The organism is Paenibacillus sp. JNUCC-31, from assembly GCF_014844075.1.
GTDB lineage: Bacteria > Bacillota > Bacilli > Paenibacillales > Paenibacillaceae > Paenibacillus.
The window spans coordinates 1,811,489-1,834,330 of sequence record NZ_CP062165.1 but is presented as its reverse complement, the minus strand read 5'-3'; the positions used below and the strand labels follow the sequence as shown (position 1 = coordinate 1,834,330).

Sequence of the window (22,842 nt, the reverse complement as noted above, 5' to 3'; positions counted from 1 at the left end):
TAAAATGAATGTGAACTTATATGATTTTGAATTACCGGAGCAACTCATTGCACAGACACCATTGCTTGATCGCACGGCGTCCCGGTTACTGACCTTAAATAAGAAAAGCGGTGAAGTTAAACATCACACGTTTCCTGATATTATTGAATTCCTTCAGCCAGGGGATACACTGGTGTTAAACGATACTCGTGTTCTTCCAGCCAGGTTGTTTGGAACCAAAGAGGATACTGGAGCAAAGGCAGAAGTGCTTTTGCTCAAAAACGTGGAAGGCGATCGTTGGGAAGCGCTGGTTAAACCAGGCAAGAAGCTGAAAGCTGGTTCCGTCATCGTTTTTGGCGACGAGCTCAAGGCAGTCATTGATGAAGAAGGCGAAATGGGCGCTCGCATGCTTACGTTCTCCTATGATGGGATTTTTCAGGAGATTCTGGACCGCCTGGGTGAAATGCCTTTGCCCCCTTATATCAAAGAGACATTGGATGACCGGGAAAGGTATCAAACGGTCTATGCGAAACACGAAGGATCGGCTGCTGCCCCAACAGCAGGACTACATTTTACAGAAGAACTGTTGGATCGAATTCGGGACAAGGGCGTTAATGTAGCTTTCATTACCCTCCACGTTGGACTTGGAACTTTCCGGCCGATGTCGGTTGATGTTGTGGAAGAGCATGTCATGCATGAGGAATATTATTCCTTGTCTCAAGAGACGGCGGATCTGATTAATGAAACGAAAAAACGTGGCAACCGTATATATGCGGTAGGGACAACGAGTTGTCGAACACTGGAAACGGTAGGTAGCAAGTTTGAGAATGGACAGTTGCAAGAAAGTAGTGGCTGGACCAAGATCTTTATTTACCCGGGATATACATTCAAAGTGATCGACGGAATGCTTACGAATTTTCATCTCCCGAAATCAACGTTGGTTATGCTGGTCAGTGCGCTGGCGGGTAGAGAGCATATTATGCAGGCATATGAAGAAGCGATTAAGGAGCAATACCGTTTCTTTAGCTTTGGCGATGCTATGCTGATTTATTAATAAGGCAATACGATTAATTTCTAGAGGATGATTATAACCAATGTCAGCAATTACGTATGAACATATCAAAACCTGCAAACAATCCGGAGCCCGTCTGGGACGTGTACATACACCTCACGGTATTATTGAGACACCGACCTTCATGCCTGTAGGAACACAGGCGACGGTGAAAACGATGAGTCCCGAAGAGCTGAAAGAGATGGATGCTCAGATCATTCTGAGCAATACGTATCATCTGTTCCTGAGACCGGGACATGAAATTATTCGTCAGGCTGGCGGATTGCACAAATTCATGAATTGGGATCGCCCGATTCTGACTGATAGCGGTGGGTTTCAGGTGTTCTCTCTTAGTGAGATGCGCAAAATTACGGAGGAAGGCGTTAATTTCCGCTCCCATCTTAACGGGGACAAAAAGTTTCTTTCGCCTGAAGTCGCAATGGAGATCCAGAATGCACTGGGCTCCGATATCATGATGGCGTTTGATGAGTGTCCGCCTTATCCGGCTGAGTACGAATATGTGAAAAAATCACTTGAAAGAACAAGCCGCTGGGCAGAACGTTGTCTGGAAAGTCATGCTCGTCCGAATGATCAAGGGTTGTTTGCCATTGTACAGGGAGGCATGCATGAAGATCTTCGCCGTCAGAGCGCAGCAGATTTGACTTCCATGGATTTCCCGGGGTATGCTATTGGTGGACTGAGCGTTGGAGAACCAAAACATTTGATGTATGGTGTATTGGATTATACGGTTCCTTTGTTGCCTTCCAATAAACCACGCTATTTGATGGGTGTAGGTTCACCCGATGCATTGATTGAGGGATCGATTCGCGGAGTGGACATGTTCGATTGTGTTCTGCCTACCCGAATTGCCCGTAACGGAACTACGATGACCAGCCAGGGACGACTGGTAGTTCGTAATGCCAAGTTTGCAACCGATTTTGGGCCACTGGACCCTGAATGTGATTGCTACACTTGTCGTAACTATTCCAGAGCTTATCTGCGTCATTTAATCAAAGCGGATGAAACGTTTGGCTTGCGTTTGACAACCATTCACAATCTTCATTTCTTGCAGAATTTGATGCGCAATGTGCGCAAAGCCATAATGGAAGATCGTCTGCTTGATTTCCGGGATGAATTTTTCGATCAATATGGTCTTCACGACAATGACAAAGGTTTCTGATCAGGTTTTTGCGGAACCGAAGTAACAAGGTTATTTGTATGTATAGTCGATAAGGGGGAGTTTGAATGTTCCAAGGATTAACAGCTACAACGGCCAATGCGGGCGGAGGAATTGTATCTTTGATCGTACCTTTGGTACTCATGGTTGCAATTTTTTACTTCTTGATGATTCGTCCACAGAACAAAAAGCAGAAACAACGTAACGCAATGCTTGGCCAGTTGAAAAAAGGTGATAAAATTGTTACAATCGGTGGCCTTCACGGTACCATTGCTGAAATCACGGATGACGTGGTTGTATTGCGTGTTAACGATGTAACCAAACTTACATTTGATCGTAATGCGATTAGCAGTGCAGTTGCCCGTGAAACATCGGTTGAATAAATCATAGATGTTCAATAACCTTTAATAGCCTGTAAGGCTATGAGTACGTTTGCAGCGTATTCTTCTTGTTCAGAGAACCGGATCTCTTTTGGAGGCCCGGTTCTCTTTTTTATTTTTATGAACTAAACATACCTCTGAACTTCTTCTATGATCTGCGTGTATTGACCCCGAATATGCCACCGAGAGCAGAGATCAGGAATGCACTTGCAAGCTGCAGACTATCTTTCCAATTGAATGAAGCATCGAGTGCCAGAAATCCGATCAGCAACACGATAACTCCATAGATGATTCCGGTAATACCTCCATAGTACCAGCCTCGCTCCCCTGACCTTTTGCCAGATATAAATCCGCCGACCAGCAAGGACAATCCATGAACTACGTACGTATACAGAGAAAGGTCCTGTTCCCGCATTCCAGTCATCCAAAGAAAGAAGGAAAGAATCAGTGCACCCAGCAACATCCACACAAAGGCATGACAGAGGCCGGAAAGAGTCGGGTTAGACATTCGAAATGAAACCATTCGGCGAATCAACTGCATGAAGCAACCCCCTTGTACAAGTTTGAAGTTAATACAGTGTATGGTCAAGCCTTCGGACTTATGAACTGAATTTTCCATTAAATGAACACATTATATTTGCATGAGCATGTGAGCTTCAGGTCAAAATAAAGATTACGCATCAGGTACCTGTGTAAAAACTCATATTGGGAAGGAGGAACCCTGTTGTGAACTTATCAGATATCGGAGCACATATTTTCCGAACCATTCTCATGTATTTTATCGTTTACGGAGCGATCAGACTGATGGGCAAACGGGAAATTGGGAAGCTGTCCATGTTTGATCTGGTCGTTTCCATTATGCTTGCAGAGATTGCTGCATTTGTGATCGAAGATACCAATAAGCCGTTGTTTCATGGTATCGTACCTATGCTCACAGTACTTGTTGTGCAGATTATCATGGCTTATCTAAGTCTCAAGAGCCGTAAATTACGGCTAATGATTGATGGGAAACCGACGGTCTTGATTTCCAAGGGAACATTGCATCGGGATGAGATGCGCAAGCAGCGATATAATCTGGATGACCTTCTGCTTCAGCTCCGTGAACAGAATATCGACAGCATTGGTGAAGTGGAATTCGCCATTTTGGAGACGACAGGCAAGTTAACCGTATTTCCCAAAAGTCACCCCTCCGAGAATGGCAACAATGCCGGGAAGGATGGAGCTACAAATAGCATACAAAAAGCAAGAAGAGAGAAGATCGATGGTTTCCAAAATATTAAATATGAAGGGCTTCCCCTACCCCTGATCATGGATGGTAAAGTGCAGGACCAGAACCTTGAGCTGATTCAGAAAACACGGTTTTGGCTTAAAAATCAGATTCAGGGAAAGGGCATTCTTGATTTTAAGGATGTATTTATATGCTCCATCGACCATAACGGCAAAATATACGTAAGTTTGAAAGATGAAAAGTAAATTTATTTACGGGAACGGCGCTTAAACCAAGAGCCGATGATGGGAGCACGGGAAAGATCGTGAAAATCAATCATTTTAGTCCACCCCATAACGATGAAATAAACGATCAAACCAACAAAAGGTGCGAGAATCATTCTGAGCCAGAACGGAAGCAAAGTTATAGTCTGTTCATAAACAACAAGTGTAGCGGCCCCCATGATGACCATACCCGTCCCTGTTTTGACCCAATCCATGATTTTGAAACGGAACTGAAGCAGGCTGCGCACACTTCTTGCGTGTAGAAGAGTAACGATCGTGGAGTTCACACAAATGGCAATGACCGCTCCAAAAATCCCATATTCCGGCCGGGATGCGAGCATTAAAATTAACGTAATCTTGATAACCGCACCAATAAACGTATTGAGCAGTGCCTTCCCCGGACGATCCAGCGCCTGAAGGGCCGCTTGAAGTGGAGCCTGGATATAGATAAACAAAGCAAAAGGAGCCATGAGCTTAAGCATGCTTCCAATCGATGCATCATTGTACAGCATGAGACACATCGGTTCGGCAAGCACATACATAAATACAGAAAATGGAGCACCTGTTACGAGTGCCAGTCGCAAGGCCTGGTGCATTCGTTTATGAATCAGGGCACGATCACCTTGAGCAGAAGCCTCTGACAATGAAGGCACAAGTGATGTGGCTAAAGAGGACGTTAATGCACCAGGTAATAACAGCAGTGGAATTATCATGCCTTGTAACGCACCATATTGAGCCGTAGCGAGTCCTTTGGAGATACCCGCAAGAGCGAGACTCTGTGCGGTAACAATGGTCTCAGCCAGATAAGACAGGGAACCGACTAATCTCCCAGCAGTAACGGGAACCGAAATGGCAAGTAAGCGACGTAGTAGTCCAGGCTCTGAACCGGTTGACTCCTTTAACACTTTCGACTTGGATTCGATGCGAGAAGTCCGAATGGAATGAGGTGAATCAAGACCTGATTCCTTTTTCTGTCTAGCATAGTTCCACAATAATACGAGCATGCCGAAGAATTCACCGACAAGTGCTCCCAACATGGCGCCTGCTGCAGCTTGGGCAATACCCTGGGGTAAAAGGAGCCACGCAAACCAGATCACACAGATTATACGAATGATGGTTTCAACAATGGATGAAATGGCTGTAGGCATCATGTTCTGTTTACCCTGAAAATAACCTCTGTAGACAGCAGATACGGCGATGATGGCAATCATGGGACTCATGCTGACAAACGTATGATATACTCTCTCATCTGTCAGAACATAACGAGTGACCCAAGGAGCGAAGATGATACACAAAAACATAAACACAACACCAAGAGTTAGTGTAAAGCTCAAGCTGATTTGCAGAATTCGCTGGGGTGAATAGCGGTTGGCACCTGTATCCGCCTCGGCAACGAGCTTGGCTACAGCCAGTGGGATACCGCCTGTAATTAATGTGACAAGCACGATGAAAAAGGGGTAGCTTAGTTGGTAGATGCCAACACCTTCTGCACCGATGACCCGTGGCAGCGCAATGCGTGGGATGAAGCCCAGAATCCGATTGATAATGCCTGCCGCGAGCAGGATCATGGCTCCCTGGATAAATGTCTGTTTCTTCAAGAATACCCCTCTTTCCCGGTTGAAAAGTACAGATTTTCATAAACGGGACAAAGCCGTTGTTCTTCATCCTATGCCAGTCCTTTATCTTCTCATGACAACTTGGACACGATTAACAAAAAGATCCATCATCAGCAAGAAGGAATATGATCGGGTAAAGTCGAATCATGTAATATTGATGCCGCATAAAGGCTTGGATGTACGAAGGGAGGCTCCCCGTTGGAAGAAATGAATGATGTGGAGTTGGAACAGTCTATAGAGATGCTCTGCCGCAGCAAGGCAGAGGAATTAAGGCTTGTCGGTTACGAATATGTCACCAGCAAAGATGTCTGGAATTGCGTCAGTCATAAATATGAAAAGCAGGGCATTCCACCGCTTCACCAGCTGGTGAACGACATTTTGTCACTGAAAGCAACAAGCTTTATGAACTTTATGACCGTGTCTGCATACCGGGGGTCCTCTTTCTAGCGAAAGGGATCTTTTTTGTTGGAAATTGACTGCTTTTTACGGCATCGCTATAATAGGAATATTGAGAACGAAAGGGGATCTAGGAACGGCATGAAAAGAATCGTCAGTTTCATTCTGGTCGTGCTTGTGACCGCAGGAGTAATGTTGGGCACAAGTCCAGGGCTGCTAAAAAATATACGCTTGGGCCTTGATTTAAAAGGAGGCTACGAGATCCTATATGAAGCAGAGCCACTGGAGCAAGGACAGGAAGTCACCAAAGCATCTTTGGTGCAAACAGCAAAAAGTCTGGAGAGCCGTGCCAATGCGCTCGGAACAAGCGAGCCGGAAGTAACAACTGAAGGAACGAACCGGATCCGTTTGAAGCTGGCCGGGGTTACCGACGAGGCTGAGGTTAGAGCCAAAATGAAAGAACCTGCTGTCATGACCTTCCGCAGTAAAGCTAAGAATGACAAAGAAGGCGAATACACCAAAATCGAGCTTCGGGGAAATGAGTTCGTGGAGAATGGCGCCAAAGTGGTATTCAACCAACTGAACGAGCCGATGATCGACATCCAGGTTAAAGACAAAGCCAAGTTTGCTGAAGTCACCAAACGCTTGATTGGACAACCATTGGCCATCTATCTGGATGATCAATTGCTGTCAGCTCCAACCGTACAGCAGCAGCTGAGTGATGGCTCAGCGCAGATTACGGGTAATTACTCTCGTGAGGAAGCCAATCAGCTTCGTGATACCATTAATTTGGGTGCGTTGCCGTTGAAACTGACAGAGAAGTACTCTCAAAGCGTTGGTGCAACGCTGGGTAAACTATCTCTGGACCAGACGATTAAAGCGGGATTGATTGGTTCCATTATTATCTTGGTGTTCATGATTGGTTTGTATCGTATTCCTGGGATTATTGCGAGCTTTGCCTTGATTACGCATACGTGGCTAGTACTTGCAATCTTCTATATGGGAGAATTCGTACTTACTCTTCCAGGGATCGCGGCATTTATCCTTGGTATAGGTATGGCTGTGGATGCCAACATCATTACGTACGAGCGGATCAAAGAAGAAATGCGGAGCGGCAAGTCGATATTGTCTTCGGTTAGAGCAGGTGGTAAGAGCTCGTTCCGTACCATCATTGACTCCAACATTACAACAATCATTGCTGCGGCAGTTATGTTCTTCATGGGTACAGGTGCGGTTAAAGGTTTCGCACTGGTACTGATTTTTGACATCGTGACCAGCATTATCACGAATATTTTCTTCTCCCGCTTCCTGTTGACCCTGCTTGTGCGGGCTAACGTATTGAAGAAGCCTAAGTACTTCGGAGTGAAGGAGAGTGAAATTCGTGCGCTTTAATTGGAATTTTGATTATGTTAAGGGCAGTAAAATTGCCTACACTTTTTCCATCATTTTGACGATTGCAGGTATTATCAGTATTTTGGCCCTTGGTTTGAATTATGCAGTTGATTTCCGCTCGGGTTCAAATGTGGATATTACGGTATCCAAAGCAATCACGACAGAACAAATTAAGCCGATTGTGACTGAGCTTGGCGTTGACGCAAACGATGTTCATATTACACCTGGCGCTGATCGGGTTAACGTCCGTTTTTCAAACGTACTGGATGAAACTCAGGAAAGTAAATTCAAACAAGAATTCACCAAGCTGGATTCAACCGCTTCTTATGAAGTCAACACGGTTGACCCGGAGATGGCTAAAGAACTGGAACGTAATGCCATATACGCGGTTCTCATCGCGAGTATCGGAATTATGATCTACGTGGCTATTCGATTTGAATGGCGGTTTGGCTTGGCAGCGGTCATTGCGCTTTTCCATGATGCGTTTGTAGTCATTAGTGTATTCTCGATATTCCGTCTGGAAGTGAATCTGACCTTCATTACGGCTGTACTGACCATTGTCGGGTTCTCGATCAATGATACCATCGTTATCTTTGACCGGATTCGTGAGAATATGCGTTTTGCCAAAAAGACTACGAAAGCCGATTTGCGTGAAGTAGTCAACCGCAGTTTGGCGCAAACGATGACACGTTCCCTGAATACAACATTCACCGTGTTTGTCGCTTCGCTCTGCTTGTTTATTTTTGGTGGAGAATCCATTCGCATGTTCTCACTTGCCATGGTCATCGGAACGTTGTTCGGTGCATATTCTTCCATCTACATCGCCGCTCCGTTGTGGCTGGTACTCAAAGGTAAACAAACAGAAAAACCTAAAGCAGCTGTCAAAGCATCCAACTAAATATGTAATTGTTAAGCCGCGTCTGCCAGGCGCGGTTTTGCAACTTTAGGCAGAGTAATAAAGGGGGGCATATCCATGACCAGAGAACGTATCCCATCTGCTCACGCTGCCACGTGGAGCGGGATCGCCGGAAATATGACACTTGCAGTAATCAAGGCGGGATTCGGTTATATGGCAAACAGCAAATCATTGCTTGCAGACGGCCTGTACTCCGCCTCAGAAGCTGCTTCATCATTGTCCGGTCTCTTTCCCTCGAAGTCTGTACAAACGAAAAACAAGGCTCGTAGGGAGCGGTCAAAGGAACATTCACGTATCGCGAGACCCGGGATTTCGGTATTATTGTCTGTGCTCATCCTTATGGGAGGCCTACAGATTGCCATTTCTGCTTTAACCAGTCTGTCTGGGGATGAACCCGAATCGCTAGAGAAGTACACTCATGCACTAGTGGTGGCTTTTGTCGCATTGGCTGTCAAAGAAGCAATCTTTCAATACCAGTATCGGTATTTCCGTAAACGAAATCAGTCACAGGCTCTGGCTTATGCACAGCAGCATCGCCGGGCACTCTACTGTTCGCTTGTTGTATTGGTCGGCATTATAGGTTCCATGGCAGGAGAGACCACAGGGTGGAGTATTCTTCGATATATGGACCCTGCCGCTGCCTTGATCGCTTCCTGTTTTGTTCTTCACAAGGGATACAGAATGATTGTGGATACCGTATACGGTTCACTTGTTCAGGAACTGGAACAGGAAGAAGCACTTGATTTTAAAGAGACGGTGCAGCGTGTATATGGCATCATTACGATTGAACATCTGGTAGCACGTGAGCAGGAACATGATGTTACGATTGAACTGGTCATTAGTGTGAACCCCAGAATTTCCGTGCTGGAGGCACAGGAAATTGCGAATCGGGCGAAGACACTACTACTGACCCGGTTCAGTCATGTCAAAGAAGTACAGATCCAGGCTATACCTTATGATCCCGGATATCCTTATAAATCCAATCATGAACTGCCAGATCCTGAAGCGACATTAATTCAGTAATGAAGCTTGGTCGTGTAGATCAGGAAAGGAGCGTTATCATTGCTTTATTCGCAATATCGGTGGAATACACCAAATATCGACTTGGAGGCGGCTGCGGGACTCTCGCAGGCGCTTTCCGTTTCATCACTTGTTGGACGTTTGCTGGTCAGTCGTGGGGTGCACAATGAAATAGAGGCAGAACGGTTTCTCCATCCTGATCTGAATCAGATGCATGATCCTTATCTGCTTCTAGGCATGAAAGAAGCTGTACCCCGAATCCGGCAGGCCATTGAGCGTGAAGAACATATTTTAATCTATGGGGATTATGACGCGGATGGCGTATCCAGTACATCGCTGATGATTCATTTAATGCGCCATCTTGGTGCATCATACGATATCTATATTCCCCATCGTTCCAATGAGGGATATGGTCTACACAATCATGCTCTGGATTGGGCCCATCAACAGGGTGTCACGCTGATTATCACGGTTGATACCGGAATCAGTGCGGTAGAGCAGATAGCTTATGCTTCAACACTGGGAATCGAAGTCATTGTGACGGACCACCATGAACCTCCCGAGGTTCTGCCCAAGGCCTACACGCTAATTAATCCCAAGCTTCCCGGCTGTCCTTATCCTTTTAAAGGATTGGCTGGTGCAGGGGTGGCTTTGAAGCTGGCTCAGGCATTGATTGGGGAAGTGCCAGGAGAATGGATGGAGATTGCTGCAATCGGTACGGTTGCCGACTTGATGCCTTTGGAAGGTGAGAATCGGGTTATCGTCAGTTATGGCGTTGAATCCATGCGTGGTACGCGTCTGCCTGGTGTAAGTGCTTTGCTTGAAATTAGTGGTGTGGACCAAAGCCAGGTCACTTCGATTAATATCGCCTTTGCCATGGCTCCGCGCATTAACGCCAGTGGACGTCTGGATCACGCTGGAAGAGCAGTATCGCTGCTTACCACGGAGGATCTGGATGAGGCGCATAGTCTGGCAGGTCAACTGGACTTGTTGAATCGTGAAAGGCAACAGGTCGTTGAGGGTATACTTCAGGAAGCGACAGCCCAGTTGGAGCAAAAAATTGAACTTAACTCAGGGGCCGTGCCGGATGTCATCGTTTTGGCAGGAGAAGGTTGGAATGTTGGCGTTGTAGGTATTGTAGCTTCCAAGCTACTTGAACGATATTATCGGCCAACGCTAATCCTGGGCATTGACCCGGAGAGCGGCGCTTGTAAAGGTTCAGCACGCTCTATAGAGGGACTGGACATCTATGAGGCATTAACGGCTTGTAAACACACGATGGACCATTACGGGGGCCATCCAGCTGCAGCAGGTATGAGTCTTCATCGTGATCAGCTTGAAGAGCTTGAAGCAGGGCTGAATGAGTTTGCTGCAACTGTGTTGACGGAAGAAGACTTTATCCCTCATCGTCTTGCGGATGATGAATGCAGAATCAGTGATGTACCGTTGCAGGTCATTCAAGAAATCGACAGGTTGCAACCGTTTGGCATGAGCAATCCTTCCCCTCGTTTTGTACTTCGCCATGTGACTGTAAAAGAAACACGAACGATGGGGCGTGAGAAACGTCATCTGAAACTGGTTTTGGAACAGGACGGACAGCAGCTGGAAACAGTCGCTTTTGGCAAGGGAGCATTGGCTGAGTTTCTACCACCAGGCTCGATCATAGATGTGATGGGTGAATTGTCCATTAATGAGTGGAATGGCATGAGGAAGCCACAATTGATGCTTCAGGACATTCATGTCCCTCATGCGCAAGTTTTCGATCTGCGAGGCAATACGGAACCGCTAAACGCGATGAAGCATTTCCTGAGTTCGCTTGAAGTACATTTACGATACAAGTCAGGCTCTATTGGTGCCATCGTTCGGAAAGAAACGAATGTTTCTGAGGGAAATTCATTGTATGAACCGTGCCTTTGGGTATATGATAGAAAGGTCGGGCTGTTTCCGTGTAATGCTGCTGCTCAGCATTATGGACAGGAACAGGTCCGGACGTTATTTGTGTTTGATACGCCGGAAACCCCGGAACAACTTGATGCCATGCTGTCCTTATTCAGCGGAGCCGAGAATATCATCCTTCTGCACGGATCAGGCAACCATCGAGATCGCCTTCAGATGCCTTCCAGAGAACTCTTCAAGCGTATTTATATGCTGGTGTCGAAATGGAGAGCTGAGCCCGTAGAGGAACAAGAGATCACTCCTGTGCTCAGTCGTCAGTGTGGCTGCTCGCCGCGCATGATTACCATGATGCTGAATGTTTTTGAAGAGTTATCGTTCATTACCCGAGACCATGGGAAGATAGCGTTTGTGGATAACCCGCCCAAGCGTGATCTAACTGCTTCGCGTCACTATCAGGCACTGGAAAGTATGGCCGAGACAGAGCAGGTGATGCTGGATGCATCCACCCCTCAGTTGACTCAATGGATGATATCCCGGATGAAGGGCGTATCTTAGATAGAAGTTGTGCTATTTATTTTAGGAGGAGATTATTTTGGATTTTAAAGATTATATTCGTGTCATTCCTGACTTTCCACAACCGGGAATCAGCTTCAAAGACATTACGACATTGTTGAAGGATGGAGAAATGTACCGCAAGGCGATCAATGAGCTGAAAGTAATGGTTTCGGATCTCAAAATTGACGTTATTGCCGGACCTGAAGCACGTGGATTCGTTGTGGGCGCTCCTCTGGCGTACGCTCTTGGTGTCGGTTTTGCACCGATCCGCAAAAGCGGAAAATTGCCTGGAGAGACGATCGAAGTCGGTTATGATCTTGAATATGGCAAAGATACGCTTGCTATGCATACAGATGCGATTGAAAAAGGACAAAATGTTCTGATTGCAGATGATCTGCTGGCAACAGGCGGAACCATTGCTACCTCCATTAACCTGATTGAACAATTGGGTGGAAAAATTGTAGGTGCAGCATTCCTGATTGAGTTGTCTGATTTGAATGGACGTGCGAAATTGCCTGGAATTGATGTATTTACATTGATGAACTACTAGAATTCCGGCTGAACTGGGTCTCCCGTTTCCCGGGAAATAATATACAGCATTAACTATTTGCAAAAAAGCCTGTCCCTCAACCCGTTAAGGTTAGAGAGCAGGCTTTTTGCGTTGTACGATGTATAAGATGAAGAATGAATAAACATTGTTCGTTCAAAATTAGTCGGCAAGGAATCAATCCGGCGTTCTCTCGGTTAAAGGCTGTTTCTCCGTTTGATCATTCGACCAACCCAATACTTCAAATAGTTTAAATAACAAGCTCAGCAGAATTCCGACGATGGTTGCCAGAGCCATTCCTTTGAGATGAACTCCATACAGTGTGATCTCAGTACCACTGAGTCCAATGACGAGTACAAGGGTAGTTAGCAAAAGATTGGTCGGTTTGGAGAAATCGACTTTCTGCTCGACCAGAATACGCAAACCGGATGCCGCAATAACTCCGAACAAAAGCAGGGATACACCACCCATAACCGGGACAGGAATGTTGGCCACTAAAGCCGAGAAGGTTCCAGAGAAAGAAAGCACAATGGCAATGACAGCTGCGCCGCCAATTACATAGGTGGAATAAACTCTTGTTAGAGCCATAACCCCAATATTCTCACCATACGTTGTATTCGGCGTGGACCCAACGAAACCGGAAAGGATGGTTGAAACGCCGTTTCCGAGCAGGGAGCGATGCAGACCGGGATCTTTGGATAGATCTTTGCCCACTATGCTGCTCGTTACAAGCAGATGTCCGATGTGTTCGACAATGACAACAAGGGCGACAGGCAAAATGGTGAAGATGACGGACCAGTCAAATGTCGGTGTCGTTACTGTCGGCAGCGAGATAAAGTCAGCGTTCGCTATATTCGCCGTCTTTACTTCACCCATAAAGTATCCGAGCACGTAACCGGATACAATCCCGATCAGAATGTGAATGATTTTGGGGAATCCGCGGAACGTTACTGCTCCAATTACAGTGATACCAAGAGTAACCATGGCTAAAATAATTGGTTTAGCCTGAGGTATCCAGTCGGGATTCTCCGCAGGATTTGAATTGATCAGGCCAGCCATTCCGGCTGCCACAGGTACAAGTTCTAAACCGATCAAGGCAACAATGGCGCCCATAACCGCTGGCGGGAATACCACGTTAATCCAGCCTGTTCCCGCATATTTGATGACAAGAGCCACAATGCAGAAAACAACGCCTGTTATGATGAACGCTCCAAGCGCCATGGAATATCCGTTGTTAGGGTGTGCGATTAACACGGAAGAAACGGGCGCGATAAACGCAAAGCTTGACCCTAGATAAGCAGGGATTTTTCCTTTGCACATAAGTATGTACAGCAATGTTCCAATACCATTCATAAGCAAAATCATACTTGGGTCGACACCGAACAGGTTCGGCACGAGTACCGTACTGCCAAACATGGCGAACAAATGCTGGAGACTCAGCAGTGAGCCTGAGCCGAGTGGCATCTTTTGATTAACCTGAATTTCACGTTGCAAGCATGTTCATCTCCTTTTTCCGAAACACAAATCTTCAATATAGTACAGAGTTTCTCATAATTAAGCAATAACATTTTTCTGCTGAGCAGGGTAAAAGAATTTATATTCCTACAATTTGACCTTCTATTTCGGTAAATAACGGCAATAATGTCTAGTAAATGAGGAGCATTCCCACCCTGTGTCGTATATGGGGCAACATCTTTCAGAAATGATACATAACGCTTAAGAAAAATGGATATATGCTCTTATTCGTCAGTAGTTGACGGGAAACGGGCGAAGCGTCATAATTATAGGAAATTACTTTTACGGGGAACCTGTGTTGATATTATGTCACGGGTTCCATTTTGTATAGAAAGGACACGGAACAGATCAGAATGGGCATAGAGCAATTACTCGAGAAGGCCGGGGCGTATATCAAAGAACCCGATCTGGTGCGCATACGTGAAGCTTACGAATTTGCTGATCAGGCCCACCATGGACAGACGCGAAAATCGGGAGAACCGTATATTCTGCATCCGCTTGCGGTTGCCGATATTGTTGTAAACATGCAGATGGACACCATCTCCATAATTGCAGCGCTTCTTCATGATGTAGTAGAAGATACTACGGTTTCACTTGAAGAAATCCGCAATCATTTCGGCAATACGTGTGCCATGCTTGTTGACGGCTTGACGAAGCTGGAACGTATTCAGTTCCGCTCCAAGGAAGAACAGCAGAACGAGAACTACCGCAAAATGTTCATCGCCATGGCGCAGGACATCCGTGTCATCGTGATCAAATTGGCTGACCGTCTGCATAATATGCGGACACTCAAGTTTCAGTCGGAAGAAAGCCAACGCCGGATTTCGTATGAAACGTTGGAGATTTTCTGTCCGATTGCGAACCGTCTGGGTATCTCTGCGATCAAATGGGAAATGGAGGACATCGCCCTCCGTTATTTGAATCCGCAGCAATATTATCGAATTGCAAACCTGATGCACAAAAAGCGTGCGGAACGTGAGCAATATATTGATACCGTTATGGACGGCATTACGAGCAAGCTGGATGAGATGGGAATTCAGGCAGATCTGTCGGGTCGTCCTAAGCACATCTACAGCGTGTTCAAAAAAATGACAACGAAAAACAAACAGTTTAACGAGATTTATGATCTGCTTGCGATTCGTATTATTGTGGATAACATCAAGGATTGTTATGCTACGCTCGGAATTATACACACGTTATGGAAACCGATGCCTGGACGTTTCAAGGACTATATCGCGATGCCGAAGGCGAATATGTATCAATCGCTGCATACAACGGTCGTAGGTCCGAATGGTGAACCGACTGAAGTTCAGATTCGGACATGGGATATGCACCGGACCGCTGAATTCGGGATTGCTGCCCATTGGGCCTACAAGGAAGGCGCTGCGAACGGAAACGGAAATAATTTTGAAGATAAAATTACATTTTTCCGCGAGATTCTTGAACTTCAAAATGAAGCGCAGGATGCGTCTGAATTTGTAGAATCGCTTAAAATGGATTTCTTCTCGGATCTGGTGTTTGTATTCACGCCAAAAGGGGAAGTTATCGAATTGCCTACAGGGTCCGTTCCTTTGGATTTTGCATACAGAATCCATACAGAGGTGGGTAATCGGACGATTGGTGCCAAAGTGAATGGTCGTATCGTTCCGCTCGATTATCATCTCAAAACGGGTGATATCATCGAAATTCTGACGTCCAAACATTCATATGGACCGAGCCAGGATTGGCTTAAAATTGCAAAATCCTCTCATGCACGAGCGAAGATCAAGCAATGGTTCAAGAAGGAACGGCGGGAAGAAAACGTTGAAAAAGGACGCGAGAGTTGTGAGCGAGAACTGAAGCGGATGGGACTTGATCCATCTGCCTGGATGACGGATGACAAGTTGCAGGAAGCAGCCAAAAAGTATGCTTTCAATGATATTGAGGATATGCTCGCAGCAGTCGGGTTCGGTGGGATTACGGCTGCACAGATTGTGACCAAAGCAACGGAGAAACTTCGCAAGGAGCAGGAAGAATCCAGCTTGCTTGAACTGAATTCCGAGATGCGTGAGCTGAAGCCTGCACCCGAACGCAGAACCCGTCCGACCAATGGCATCCGTGTCAAAGGCATAGACAATTTGCTTGTTCGTTTTGCTCGCTGCTGCAATCCTGTACCAGGGGATGATATTATCGGGTATGTTACACGCGGACGGGGTGTTTCCGTGCATCGCAGTGATTGCCCAAATATTCCGTCCAGTACGGATGGGGAAGAAGCAGCTCGCGTCATTGAAGTAGAGTGGGAAGAAAATATTGAAGCCAACTACAGCGTGGATATTGAGATTACGGGCCATGATCGCAATGGTTTGCTCAATGAAGTGCTTCAGGCTGTCTCTGAAAGTAAAACGAATATATCTGCTGTCACCGGACGGACAGACAAAAATAAATTAGCATTGGTGCACGTCACCATTCTGATTCGCAACACGGAGCATCTGCATTCGGTTGTGGAACGGATCAAACGGGTGAAAGATGTCTATTCGGTGCATCGGATTATGCAGTAAGGAGCCTGTAAGATGAGGGTGCTAGTACAGCGTTGCAAAGAGGCTCAAGTTACCGTGGGAGACGAACTGACCGGGAGAATCGAATCCGGATTAATGTTACTTGTGGGGATTACACATGAGGACACGGAGAAAGACGCCATATATCTGGCAGACAAGATCGCCGGACTTCGAATCTTCGAGGACGAGCAGGAAAAGATGAATCTCAGTTTGATGGACGTGGGCGGAGCTATATTATCTGTCTCGCAATTTACGTTGTACGGGGATTGCCGCAAAGGAAAACGTCCAAGCTTTGCAGCTGCAGCCAGACCTGAAGCGGCTGAATTGTTATATAAAACGTTTAATCAGCTGTTACGGGATAAAGGGATTCAGGTTGAAACCGGACGCTTCGGGGCCATGATGGATGTGACATTTACCAACTGGGGACCCGTGACTTTGATGCTCGAAAGTCCTAACCGTCAAGAAACGAATGCATAATTGGTTGGGGAACAGGCCATAATGAGGGATAATTCGATTCATTAACCTACGATAATCAAAGGAGTATCCCACCAATTATGCGCCAATCCGTCAAGGAAACACGTTCCCGAATAGAACCTTTGCTTCTACCTGGAAACCTGTATGAGTCCCTGAAGCTTGCCCGTGCTGCTACCGAATGCGCAACTACGATCTGGGCTCTTCAGGATTCAGATAAAGGAGAGCAGAGCCGTCTTCCGCGTGACTGAGTGCTGAGAGTATGGAATGAAATAAAAAGTCTTGATTCGATTATCGAATCAAGACTTTTTTTGTTTATGAACCTGATCGTTCTCTGACACGGATCGTAAGATCAAAGTCAAAATAATACAGGCTCATCTTGTTATAAACGGGTCTAGTTAGGGTAATAACAGAACGAGGCACAATGGAGTGCCAAGTTCACATATTTATTACGGGCAATGAACGAGATAAGCAGATAATGAATTTCTGCGAATACCCGATTTCAAGAAATTTCGACACGGAAAGGAGAACATACGTTATGAGTAAAGTTGCTTTTTTATTGGCGAATGATTTTGAAGATTCGGAAATGCAGGTTCCATATGATGAGGTAAAAAAAGCCGGGCACGACGTTGAAATTATCGGCTTGAAGGCAGGAGAGACGTTGAAGGGTAAAGGGGGTAAAGTCTCCTATACTTCAGACAAAGCGATCTCTGAGGTCTCGGCTTCGGATTACGATGCAGTTGTCATTCCTGGAGGCTCCTCTCCTGAGAATTTGCGTACGGACGCACACATTCTGAAATTCGTGACCGAAATCAACAGTGCCAAAAAGCCAATCGCTGCGATCTGCCATGGTCCGCAAATTCTGGCAAGTGCAAACCTGTTGAAAGGCCGTACAATTACATCCTATCCTCCGCTCAAGGATGATATGGTGAACGCAGGAGCAGAATTCAAGGATCATGAAGCAGTTGTGGATGGCAATTATATTACATCAAGAACGCCTGCCGATGAACCGGCATTTGTCCGAGAGTTGTTAAAAGTAATCTAATGACGTCGAACGGGCGTACGTTAAATTTAATTATGTTGTAAGGTGAACTTGAAGCTTCTACGTTTTATTTTACAAAACGTTTATTCCGATAAAGGAGGGTTTGACATGACAAAACATATTCAGGCTTATTTTCGGACCGAGGACGAGGCGGAGGGAGCGAGAACTTCCCTTCAGACGTTCCGTACAGAGCATTTGGAAGTAGGGCAACTGGACAGTGCGGTTGGCAGAGACAGACGGATTATGGTACCTCTGGTGCCTTATAACACAGCGGGTGGCGTAGGAACCAATGGAGCCATGGGTGTGGGTGCTGCTCCTGGGGTCCCCGCCAGCGAAAATGTAATTCCGGTCGTTAGTAATGTGGATCGCCATACCGAGCGAGGTTCCCGGGATAATGTCAATGAGGACGGCGATCTGCTGGATGCTGCAGACGTGTCCTCGGCTGACTATGACGATCTGCATTATGTTTTGTCTGCCAAAGTAAGGGATGAGGATTATGAGGAAATCGTTCATAAACTTCGCTCTAACCAAGCTTATGTGGAAGAATTGAATTAATATGTAGTTATAAAGCCCCTGTAGTGCCTGACTTCGATGTCAGGACCAGCTGCAGGGGCTTTAATTGCTATGGGAGAAAATCAGAGAAATAAAGCGCTATCATTTTTGTAATATTACTGTAATATTAGTTACATAAGGCTTTAACATAGGGTGTTTATAATAACAAGCATGACCCCCTTTTTTATATATCCTTTGAGCCTGCACACCGTGTGCAGGCTTTTTTTTTGAGATGAGAATGTATATGTTTAGGGCGAAGCTTACCCCGTATTTAAATTTTTGCTAGAATAGAGAAATGGATTTAAATAGAGCGGGGCAGCCGTTTTGTGCTTGATCGATGGAAATTGTCAGTTATATAAAGAATGCCTCGTTTGAGAAATGACACCTATAATGCTAAAGCAACAGTGTTCTTATGCGAATGGCTAGTGATAGATTTAAGGGGGAATTAGTTTTGAGTAAGGTTGGAAGAAATGATTTATGCCCATGCGGAAGCGGGAAAAAATATAAGAAATGCTGTCTGGATAAGGAGTCCTCTGCGGTAGAATCCGTACTGCGGCTGATATCAACGGAGCAGTCTGTCCAGAAAGCCTCGATTCAGCCTGAGAGCAAACTGACCTTGACCAAGCTGAAAAAGATGGTGGCGCACGAACTGAAATGGGAGCATCCGGCTCACGAACAACTGGCCCTGGAGCTTATTGAGAGCATGAGGAACCAATACGAGCGGGAGCTGATTTTGGAAGCTCTGGTGCTATGGAACGGCTATTCCCGTCAGACTCGCCCTACGGTGAAGAAGACAGGCTCGTTCTGTGCCGCAATTGAGTATTTGCTGTCCGAGGAATATGGCTTTAATGTTTCGAAGACTGAGCTGGCTGATAAATATGAGGTAACGACAGCAACGATCTCCCGAAAGGTTAGGGAGATGTTTAATTACATCGAAGAATACGGAATGGACGGCGAAACGGACGAGCTGATGATTCTAAACAGCCCAGGCACATCGAAGGACAAAGCGCAGGCTCTGCTGAATAAGGCGATGGAAGCCAGTTCTTCCAAACGCAGAATACAGCTGGCGAAAACGGCCCTGGAGATGTATTCTGACAGCTCTGATGCGTATCGTATTCTGGCTGAGGAATCGGACAATGAGTCTGATGCACGGGCTTATCTCAAGGCCGGAATCGCTGCAGGCGAACGCGAACTGGGCGCACTGTTTTTTGAGAAGAACAAAGGGCACTTCTGGGGGCTTCATGAGACTCGTCCATATATCCGGATATGCAAAAGCTACGCCGAATCCTGCTGGTTTGGCGGAGATACCAAAGAAGCGGCACAAATCCTGGAGCATATTTTGGAGCTTAATACGGAAGACAATACCGGAGCGCGTTACCTGCTCGCTGCTGTGTATTTGTACAGCAACCAATTGAAGCAGGCAGAGCAACTGCTGGAGAAGTATGGGAAAGGTGACGCCGCAGCTGCCTTTGCCTATGACCGGATCATTCTGGAGTATAAGAAGAACGGAATCACCTCCCAGCTCAAAATGCTGTACCGTGTGGCCAGGGGTGTGAACAAGCATGTGCCTGATTACCTGCTGGGTTTGAAGCGGCTGCCGCATAACCTCCCTGATTTTGTCGGAATGGGCGATTCCGACGAAGCGATTGAATATGTCATTATGCACTCCCGTCTATGGGCGAGCGTGCCGGATCTGCTGAAGTGGATGCTGAAACAATAGAGGTATGAGAAGGCAATAGAAGTTGGAATTCATTCGAGGAATCCAGCTTCTATTGCCTTCTGTACAGCTTCTTCACGGTTACGAACGCCCAATTTCATATAGACTGCGGAGGCATAATTCCTCACTGTGCCATCAGATAAATATAATTTGGCAGCGATGGATTTATAGCGTAGACCTTTGCAAACCAGCTGTAATATTTCCATTTCTCTTGAAGTCAGGCCGAAGTTCTCCGTTGTTCTTGGTTTCAACACTCCGGTTCCAGTGTTGTCCATTTCGAGCTTCTCAAACAATCTATGCGACATTTCTTGATCAATCAGTGTACCCCCACGATAGACAAGACGAATCGTTTCAGCAAGTTCACGCGGTTCGATAGATTTCAATAAGTAGCCATCTGCTCCGCTTCGCAGAACTTCAAGGGCCTGTTCTGTATCCTGAAAGGTGGTTAGAATTAGAATTCGAATGTGCGGCCATTTTTGTTTAATTATTTTGGTTGCTGAAATTCCATCCATATTGGGCATGTCCAAATCCAAGAGTATCACTTGGGGCTGATCCTGCTCACATCTTTCAATGGCTTGTAAGCCATCCTCAGATAACCCGACCACTTTCAGATCCTTGTGCCCCTCCAGAATGGTCCGTAGGCTTTCCCGGATGATGGCTTGGTCATCCACGATCAGTAAGCGAATAACTTCATCCGATAATTCCACTTGTCTTGGCAATGTGCAAGTCACGAGCGTTCCTTCCCCAGGCACGGAATAAACCGACACTTGCCCTTGAAGATTCATCGCGCGTTCTTTCATCGCGTTCAAGCCAAAGCCATCCTGCCATTCCTCCATTCCTTTACCGTTGTCCTGTATTTCCAGTCTGGCTTGCCGCTGCTCAAATTTTAGAGTAGCGATGATTTCCGTGGACTCCCCGTGCCGTACGGCGTTAGTTAACGATTCCTGCAAACAACGATAGAAGGTCATCTTGGCCAGCTTGGATAATGGGTATTCCTCTCCAAAGGTTCGGAAATGAACGTTTACTTTTGCTTGTGCCTGAAAATCTTCTACTAATTGCTGCAACGACTGAAGCATCGGCAGTGTCTCCAGCGGGGACTCTACCTGATGCAAGTATCCTCTGACTTCCTTTAGACTTCTGCGGGCTAGATTCAACAAAGAACTGATCTTCTGTTTCCCTGCCTCAGTAGAAAGTTCAAGGCGCAATGTTTCTAATCCCATGATGATAGAAGTATAGGAATGTCCGATGGTATCGTGGAGATCCTTGGACAGCCGATCTCGTTCCTCGGCTAGCGTGATGCGTTCAATCTGGGACAAATACTGTTGTAGAACCGTATTCTGTTCCCGGATGATTTCACTCTGTCGATGATTGACTACCAGCAAATGAAAGGCAAACCCGATGGCATAAGCGAGTCCGATTTGGATTATCATGACCCAATAATTGCTTTGATGGGATAACACATTAATCAACATCGGCAAGAGCAGGATCGTTACTGGGCCTGTCCAACGATAGGATTGACGAGCGCTATTCACCGCAATCAGAAAAGCATAGGTCAGAAACGCAAGATAAGCTTCCGGAAACAAAGATGTTAAATACAAGCATAGTCCGCCCGAAAAAATAATTTCTGTAAGCAGATAATATTTATAGCTGAGCTGCAAACAAAGCCAGGGAACGGAAAAAGCGAAAATCTGCCAAAAAATCAAAGCCCAAAGCGGCAGGGGGATCTGAGCATGGAACTGTACGGTTGTGAACATCAGAGAAATACTTAAAATAAGCCGAAATATGAACATGATCCAGTCATACCAGAACCACTGTTTTACTGTTTCAAACAAGTTACTCTCTCCTTACTAAAGTCTTCTATATCTTTTTATTTACAATTATTAATCTAAATCGATAAAACGATAATTTCTGCAGTGAGTTTTGACAAGTGTAAATTGTAACACAGAAACTATCGGTTTAACCTTTTTGTCATTTGACGCGTGTAGCCGCCGATTAGACGAACCAAGACCTTTAATAGCCAAGAACTAATAAAAGCAAAAACAACCCCGATAGCCATAATGAAAAGTGATTTCATGAAGGTATCTATCTGCATTCCGAAAAGGTGGATATCAAAGATAGGAAAGAACAGCGGAGTTAGCATTAACAAAAGGGGTATCACGCAGAGCAAAGCAGCACATAGGAGACATAGAATACCAATCCCTAACTTCAACATCAACCAACAGATCGCGACCCAGTTACGTGTATTCATAAGTTCCTCTCTGGCTTGCGCCCATAAGGACTGATCTATTCTTATTCTCCGTTCGTAAGGCTGAGTGGTGATATCGGTGTAGATCTTCGTTTGTATACGTTCGTATTGCACGAAGGTTAGCGTGGTTCGCAATACTTGTATGAGCAGGGGAATGCCTGCGACTGTAAAAGAAAGACCTATGCCTAATGTCAGAGTAACCAAGTAAAAGCTAAAGTAAAATAATCCTGTAGCAAAAGTGAGCAATAAGAAGTACCCATTTTGGAAAAAGCAACGGATCGTTTTATTCATGAATGTTCCATCGTCCCTTCAATGTAATAGACGTATCATACCGATTCTCGTGTCACTTC

The 22,842-nt window shown here is 45.8% G+C and carries 21 protein-coding genes; 16 read left to right on the top strand and 5 right to left on the bottom strand.

Translation table 11 applies throughout. The features are described from left to right. Window positions 1-4: 4 nt before the first annotated feature. The 3 genes from queA (at window position 5) to yajC (ending at window position 2,590) form a co-directional block, all read left to right on the top strand. Window positions 5-1,033: a tRNA preQ1(34) S-adenosylmethionine ribosyltransferase-isomerase QueA gene (gene queA, locus JNUCC31_RS07785; RefSeq protein ID WP_192270242.1), complete on the top strand. Its 1,029-nt coding sequence runs from the start codon at window positions 5-7 to the stop codon at window positions 1,031-1,033. Window positions 1,034-1,073: 40 nt separating this feature from the next. After that, window positions 1,074-2,210, top strand: a complete 1,137-nt coding sequence (gene tgt, locus JNUCC31_RS07780) for a tRNA guanosine(34) transglycosylase Tgt (RefSeq protein WP_192270241.1) — start codon at window positions 1,074-1,076, stop codon at window positions 2,208-2,210. A gap of 65 nt (window positions 2,211-2,275) precedes the next feature. Further along, window positions 2,276-2,590, top strand: coding sequence for a preprotein translocase subunit YajC (gene yajC, locus JNUCC31_RS07775; protein ID WP_192270240.1), 315 nt, complete (start codon window positions 2,276-2,278; stop codon window positions 2,588-2,590). Window positions 2,591-2,735: 145 nt separating this feature from the next. Here the strand turns inward: yajC and JNUCC31_RS07770 are convergent, their stop codons facing one another. Then, window positions 2,736-3,128, bottom strand: coding sequence for a TIGR04086 family membrane protein (locus JNUCC31_RS07770; protein WP_192270239.1), 393 nt, complete (start codon window positions 3,126-3,128; stop codon window positions 2,736-2,738). A 230-nt stretch (window positions 3,129-3,358) separates the two neighbouring features. On the opposite strand from JNUCC31_RS07770, the gene JNUCC31_RS07765 reads away from it, so the two are divergent. Further along, complete coding sequence (locus tag JNUCC31_RS07765) at window positions 3,359-4,060, top strand: YetF domain-containing protein (protein WP_192272855.1); 702 nt, start codon at window positions 3,359-3,361, stop codon at window positions 4,058-4,060. A gap of 2 nt (window positions 4,061-4,062) precedes the next feature. Here JNUCC31_RS07765 and spoVB read toward each other — a convergent pair whose 3' ends face one another. Then, a complete protein-coding gene (gene spoVB / locus JNUCC31_RS07760; RefSeq protein WP_192270238.1) occupies window positions 4,063-5,676 on the bottom strand; it encodes a stage V sporulation protein B in 1,614 nt (537 codons plus the stop codon). 225 nt (window positions 5,677-5,901) lie between these two features. On the opposite strand from spoVB, the gene JNUCC31_RS07755 reads away from it, so the two are divergent. The 6 genes from JNUCC31_RS07755 (at window position 5,902) to JNUCC31_RS07730 (ending at window position 12,419) form a co-directional block, all read left to right on the top strand. Further along, window positions 5,902-6,141, top strand: coding sequence for a post-transcriptional regulator (locus JNUCC31_RS07755; RefSeq protein WP_036617497.1), 240 nt, complete (start codon window positions 5,902-5,904; stop codon window positions 6,139-6,141). Window positions 6,142-6,231: 90 nt separating this feature from the next. Continuing rightward, window positions 6,232-7,482: a protein translocase subunit SecD gene (secD, locus tag JNUCC31_RS07750; RefSeq protein WP_192270236.1), complete on the top strand. Its 1,251-nt coding sequence runs from the start codon at window positions 6,232-6,234 to the stop codon at window positions 7,480-7,482. Next, a complete protein-coding gene (gene secF, locus JNUCC31_RS07745) occupies window positions 7,472-8,380 on the top strand; it encodes a protein translocase subunit SecF (protein WP_192270234.1) in 909 nt (302 codons plus the stop codon). The genes secD and secF overlap by 11 nt, the downstream gene beginning before the upstream one ends. A 75-nt stretch (window positions 8,381-8,455) precedes the next feature. Continuing rightward, on the top strand, window positions 8,456-9,421 hold the full coding sequence (locus JNUCC31_RS07740) for a cation diffusion facilitator family transporter (protein ID WP_192270232.1): 966 nt from the start codon (window positions 8,456-8,458) through the stop codon (window positions 9,419-9,421). Between the two features lie 39 nt (window positions 9,422-9,460). Beyond that, window positions 9,461-11,869 (top strand): single-stranded-DNA-specific exonuclease RecJ, encoded by a 2,409-nt coding sequence (gene recJ / locus JNUCC31_RS07735; protein ID WP_192270230.1) that lies wholly within the window; start codon window positions 9,461-9,463, stop codon window positions 11,867-11,869. A 37-nt stretch (window positions 11,870-11,906) separates the two neighbouring features. Then, the gene (locus JNUCC31_RS07730) at window positions 11,907-12,419 is read left to right on the top strand and encodes an adenine phosphoribosyltransferase (RefSeq protein ID WP_024633046.1); all 513 of its coding nucleotides are present in this window, start codon (window positions 11,907-11,909) and stop codon (window positions 12,417-12,419) included. A 174-nt stretch (window positions 12,420-12,593) separates the two neighbouring features. Here JNUCC31_RS07730 and uraA read toward each other — a convergent pair whose 3' ends face one another. Then, the gene (uraA, locus tag JNUCC31_RS07725; protein ID WP_192270228.1) at window positions 12,594-13,910 is read right to left on the bottom strand and encodes a uracil permease; all 1,317 of its coding nucleotides are present in this window, start codon (window positions 13,908-13,910) and stop codon (window positions 12,594-12,596) included. 374 nt (window positions 13,911-14,284) lie between these two features. Here uraA and JNUCC31_RS07720 point away from each other — a divergent pair, with 374 nt between their 5' ends. The 6 genes from JNUCC31_RS07720 (at window position 14,285) to JNUCC31_RS07695 (ending at window position 20,250) form a co-directional block, all read left to right on the top strand. Further along, window positions 14,285-16,468 (top strand): RelA/SpoT family protein, encoded by a 2,184-nt coding sequence (locus JNUCC31_RS07720; RefSeq protein ID WP_192272853.1) that lies wholly within the window; start codon window positions 14,285-14,287, stop codon window positions 16,466-16,468. 12 nt (window positions 16,469-16,480) lie between these two features. Next, window positions 16,481-16,942 carry a D-aminoacyl-tRNA deacylase gene (gene dtd, locus JNUCC31_RS07715; RefSeq protein WP_192270226.1) on the top strand — a complete coding sequence of 154 codons (462 nt, stop codon included), beginning with the start codon at window positions 16,481-16,483 and terminating at the stop codon, window positions 16,940-16,942. Window positions 16,943-17,019: 77 nt separating this feature from the next. Then, window positions 17,020-17,187 (top strand): hypothetical protein, encoded by a 168-nt coding sequence (locus tag JNUCC31_RS07710; protein ID WP_192270224.1) that lies wholly within the window; start codon window positions 17,020-17,022, stop codon window positions 17,185-17,187. 287 nt (window positions 17,188-17,474) lie between these two features. After that, the gene (locus tag JNUCC31_RS07705) at window positions 17,475-17,981 is read left to right on the top strand and encodes a type 1 glutamine amidotransferase domain-containing protein (RefSeq protein ID WP_192270222.1); all 507 of its coding nucleotides are present in this window, start codon (window positions 17,475-17,477) and stop codon (window positions 17,979-17,981) included. A gap of 105 nt (window positions 17,982-18,086) precedes the next feature. After that, window positions 18,087-18,533: a hypothetical protein gene (locus JNUCC31_RS07700; RefSeq protein ID WP_192270220.1), complete on the top strand. Its 447-nt coding sequence runs from the start codon at window positions 18,087-18,089 to the stop codon at window positions 18,531-18,533. Between the two features lie 448 nt (window positions 18,534-18,981). Continuing rightward, window positions 18,982-20,250: an SEC-C metal-binding domain-containing protein gene (locus tag JNUCC31_RS07695; protein ID WP_192270218.1), complete on the top strand. Its 1,269-nt coding sequence runs from the start codon at window positions 18,982-18,984 to the stop codon at window positions 20,248-20,250. A gap of 29 nt (window positions 20,251-20,279) precedes the next feature. Here JNUCC31_RS07695 and JNUCC31_RS07690 read toward each other — a convergent pair whose 3' ends face one another. Next, window positions 20,280-22,037 carry a helix-turn-helix transcriptional regulator gene (locus JNUCC31_RS07690; RefSeq protein WP_192272851.1) on the bottom strand — a complete coding sequence of 586 codons (1,758 nt, stop codon included), beginning with the start codon at window positions 22,035-22,037 and terminating at the stop codon, window positions 20,280-20,282. 158 nt (window positions 22,038-22,195) lie between these two features. Continuing rightward, window positions 22,196-22,783 (bottom strand): sensor domain-containing protein, encoded by a 588-nt coding sequence (locus JNUCC31_RS07685; RefSeq protein ID WP_192270216.1) that lies wholly within the window; start codon window positions 22,781-22,783, stop codon window positions 22,196-22,198. Window positions 22,784-22,842 lie beyond the last annotated feature (59 nt).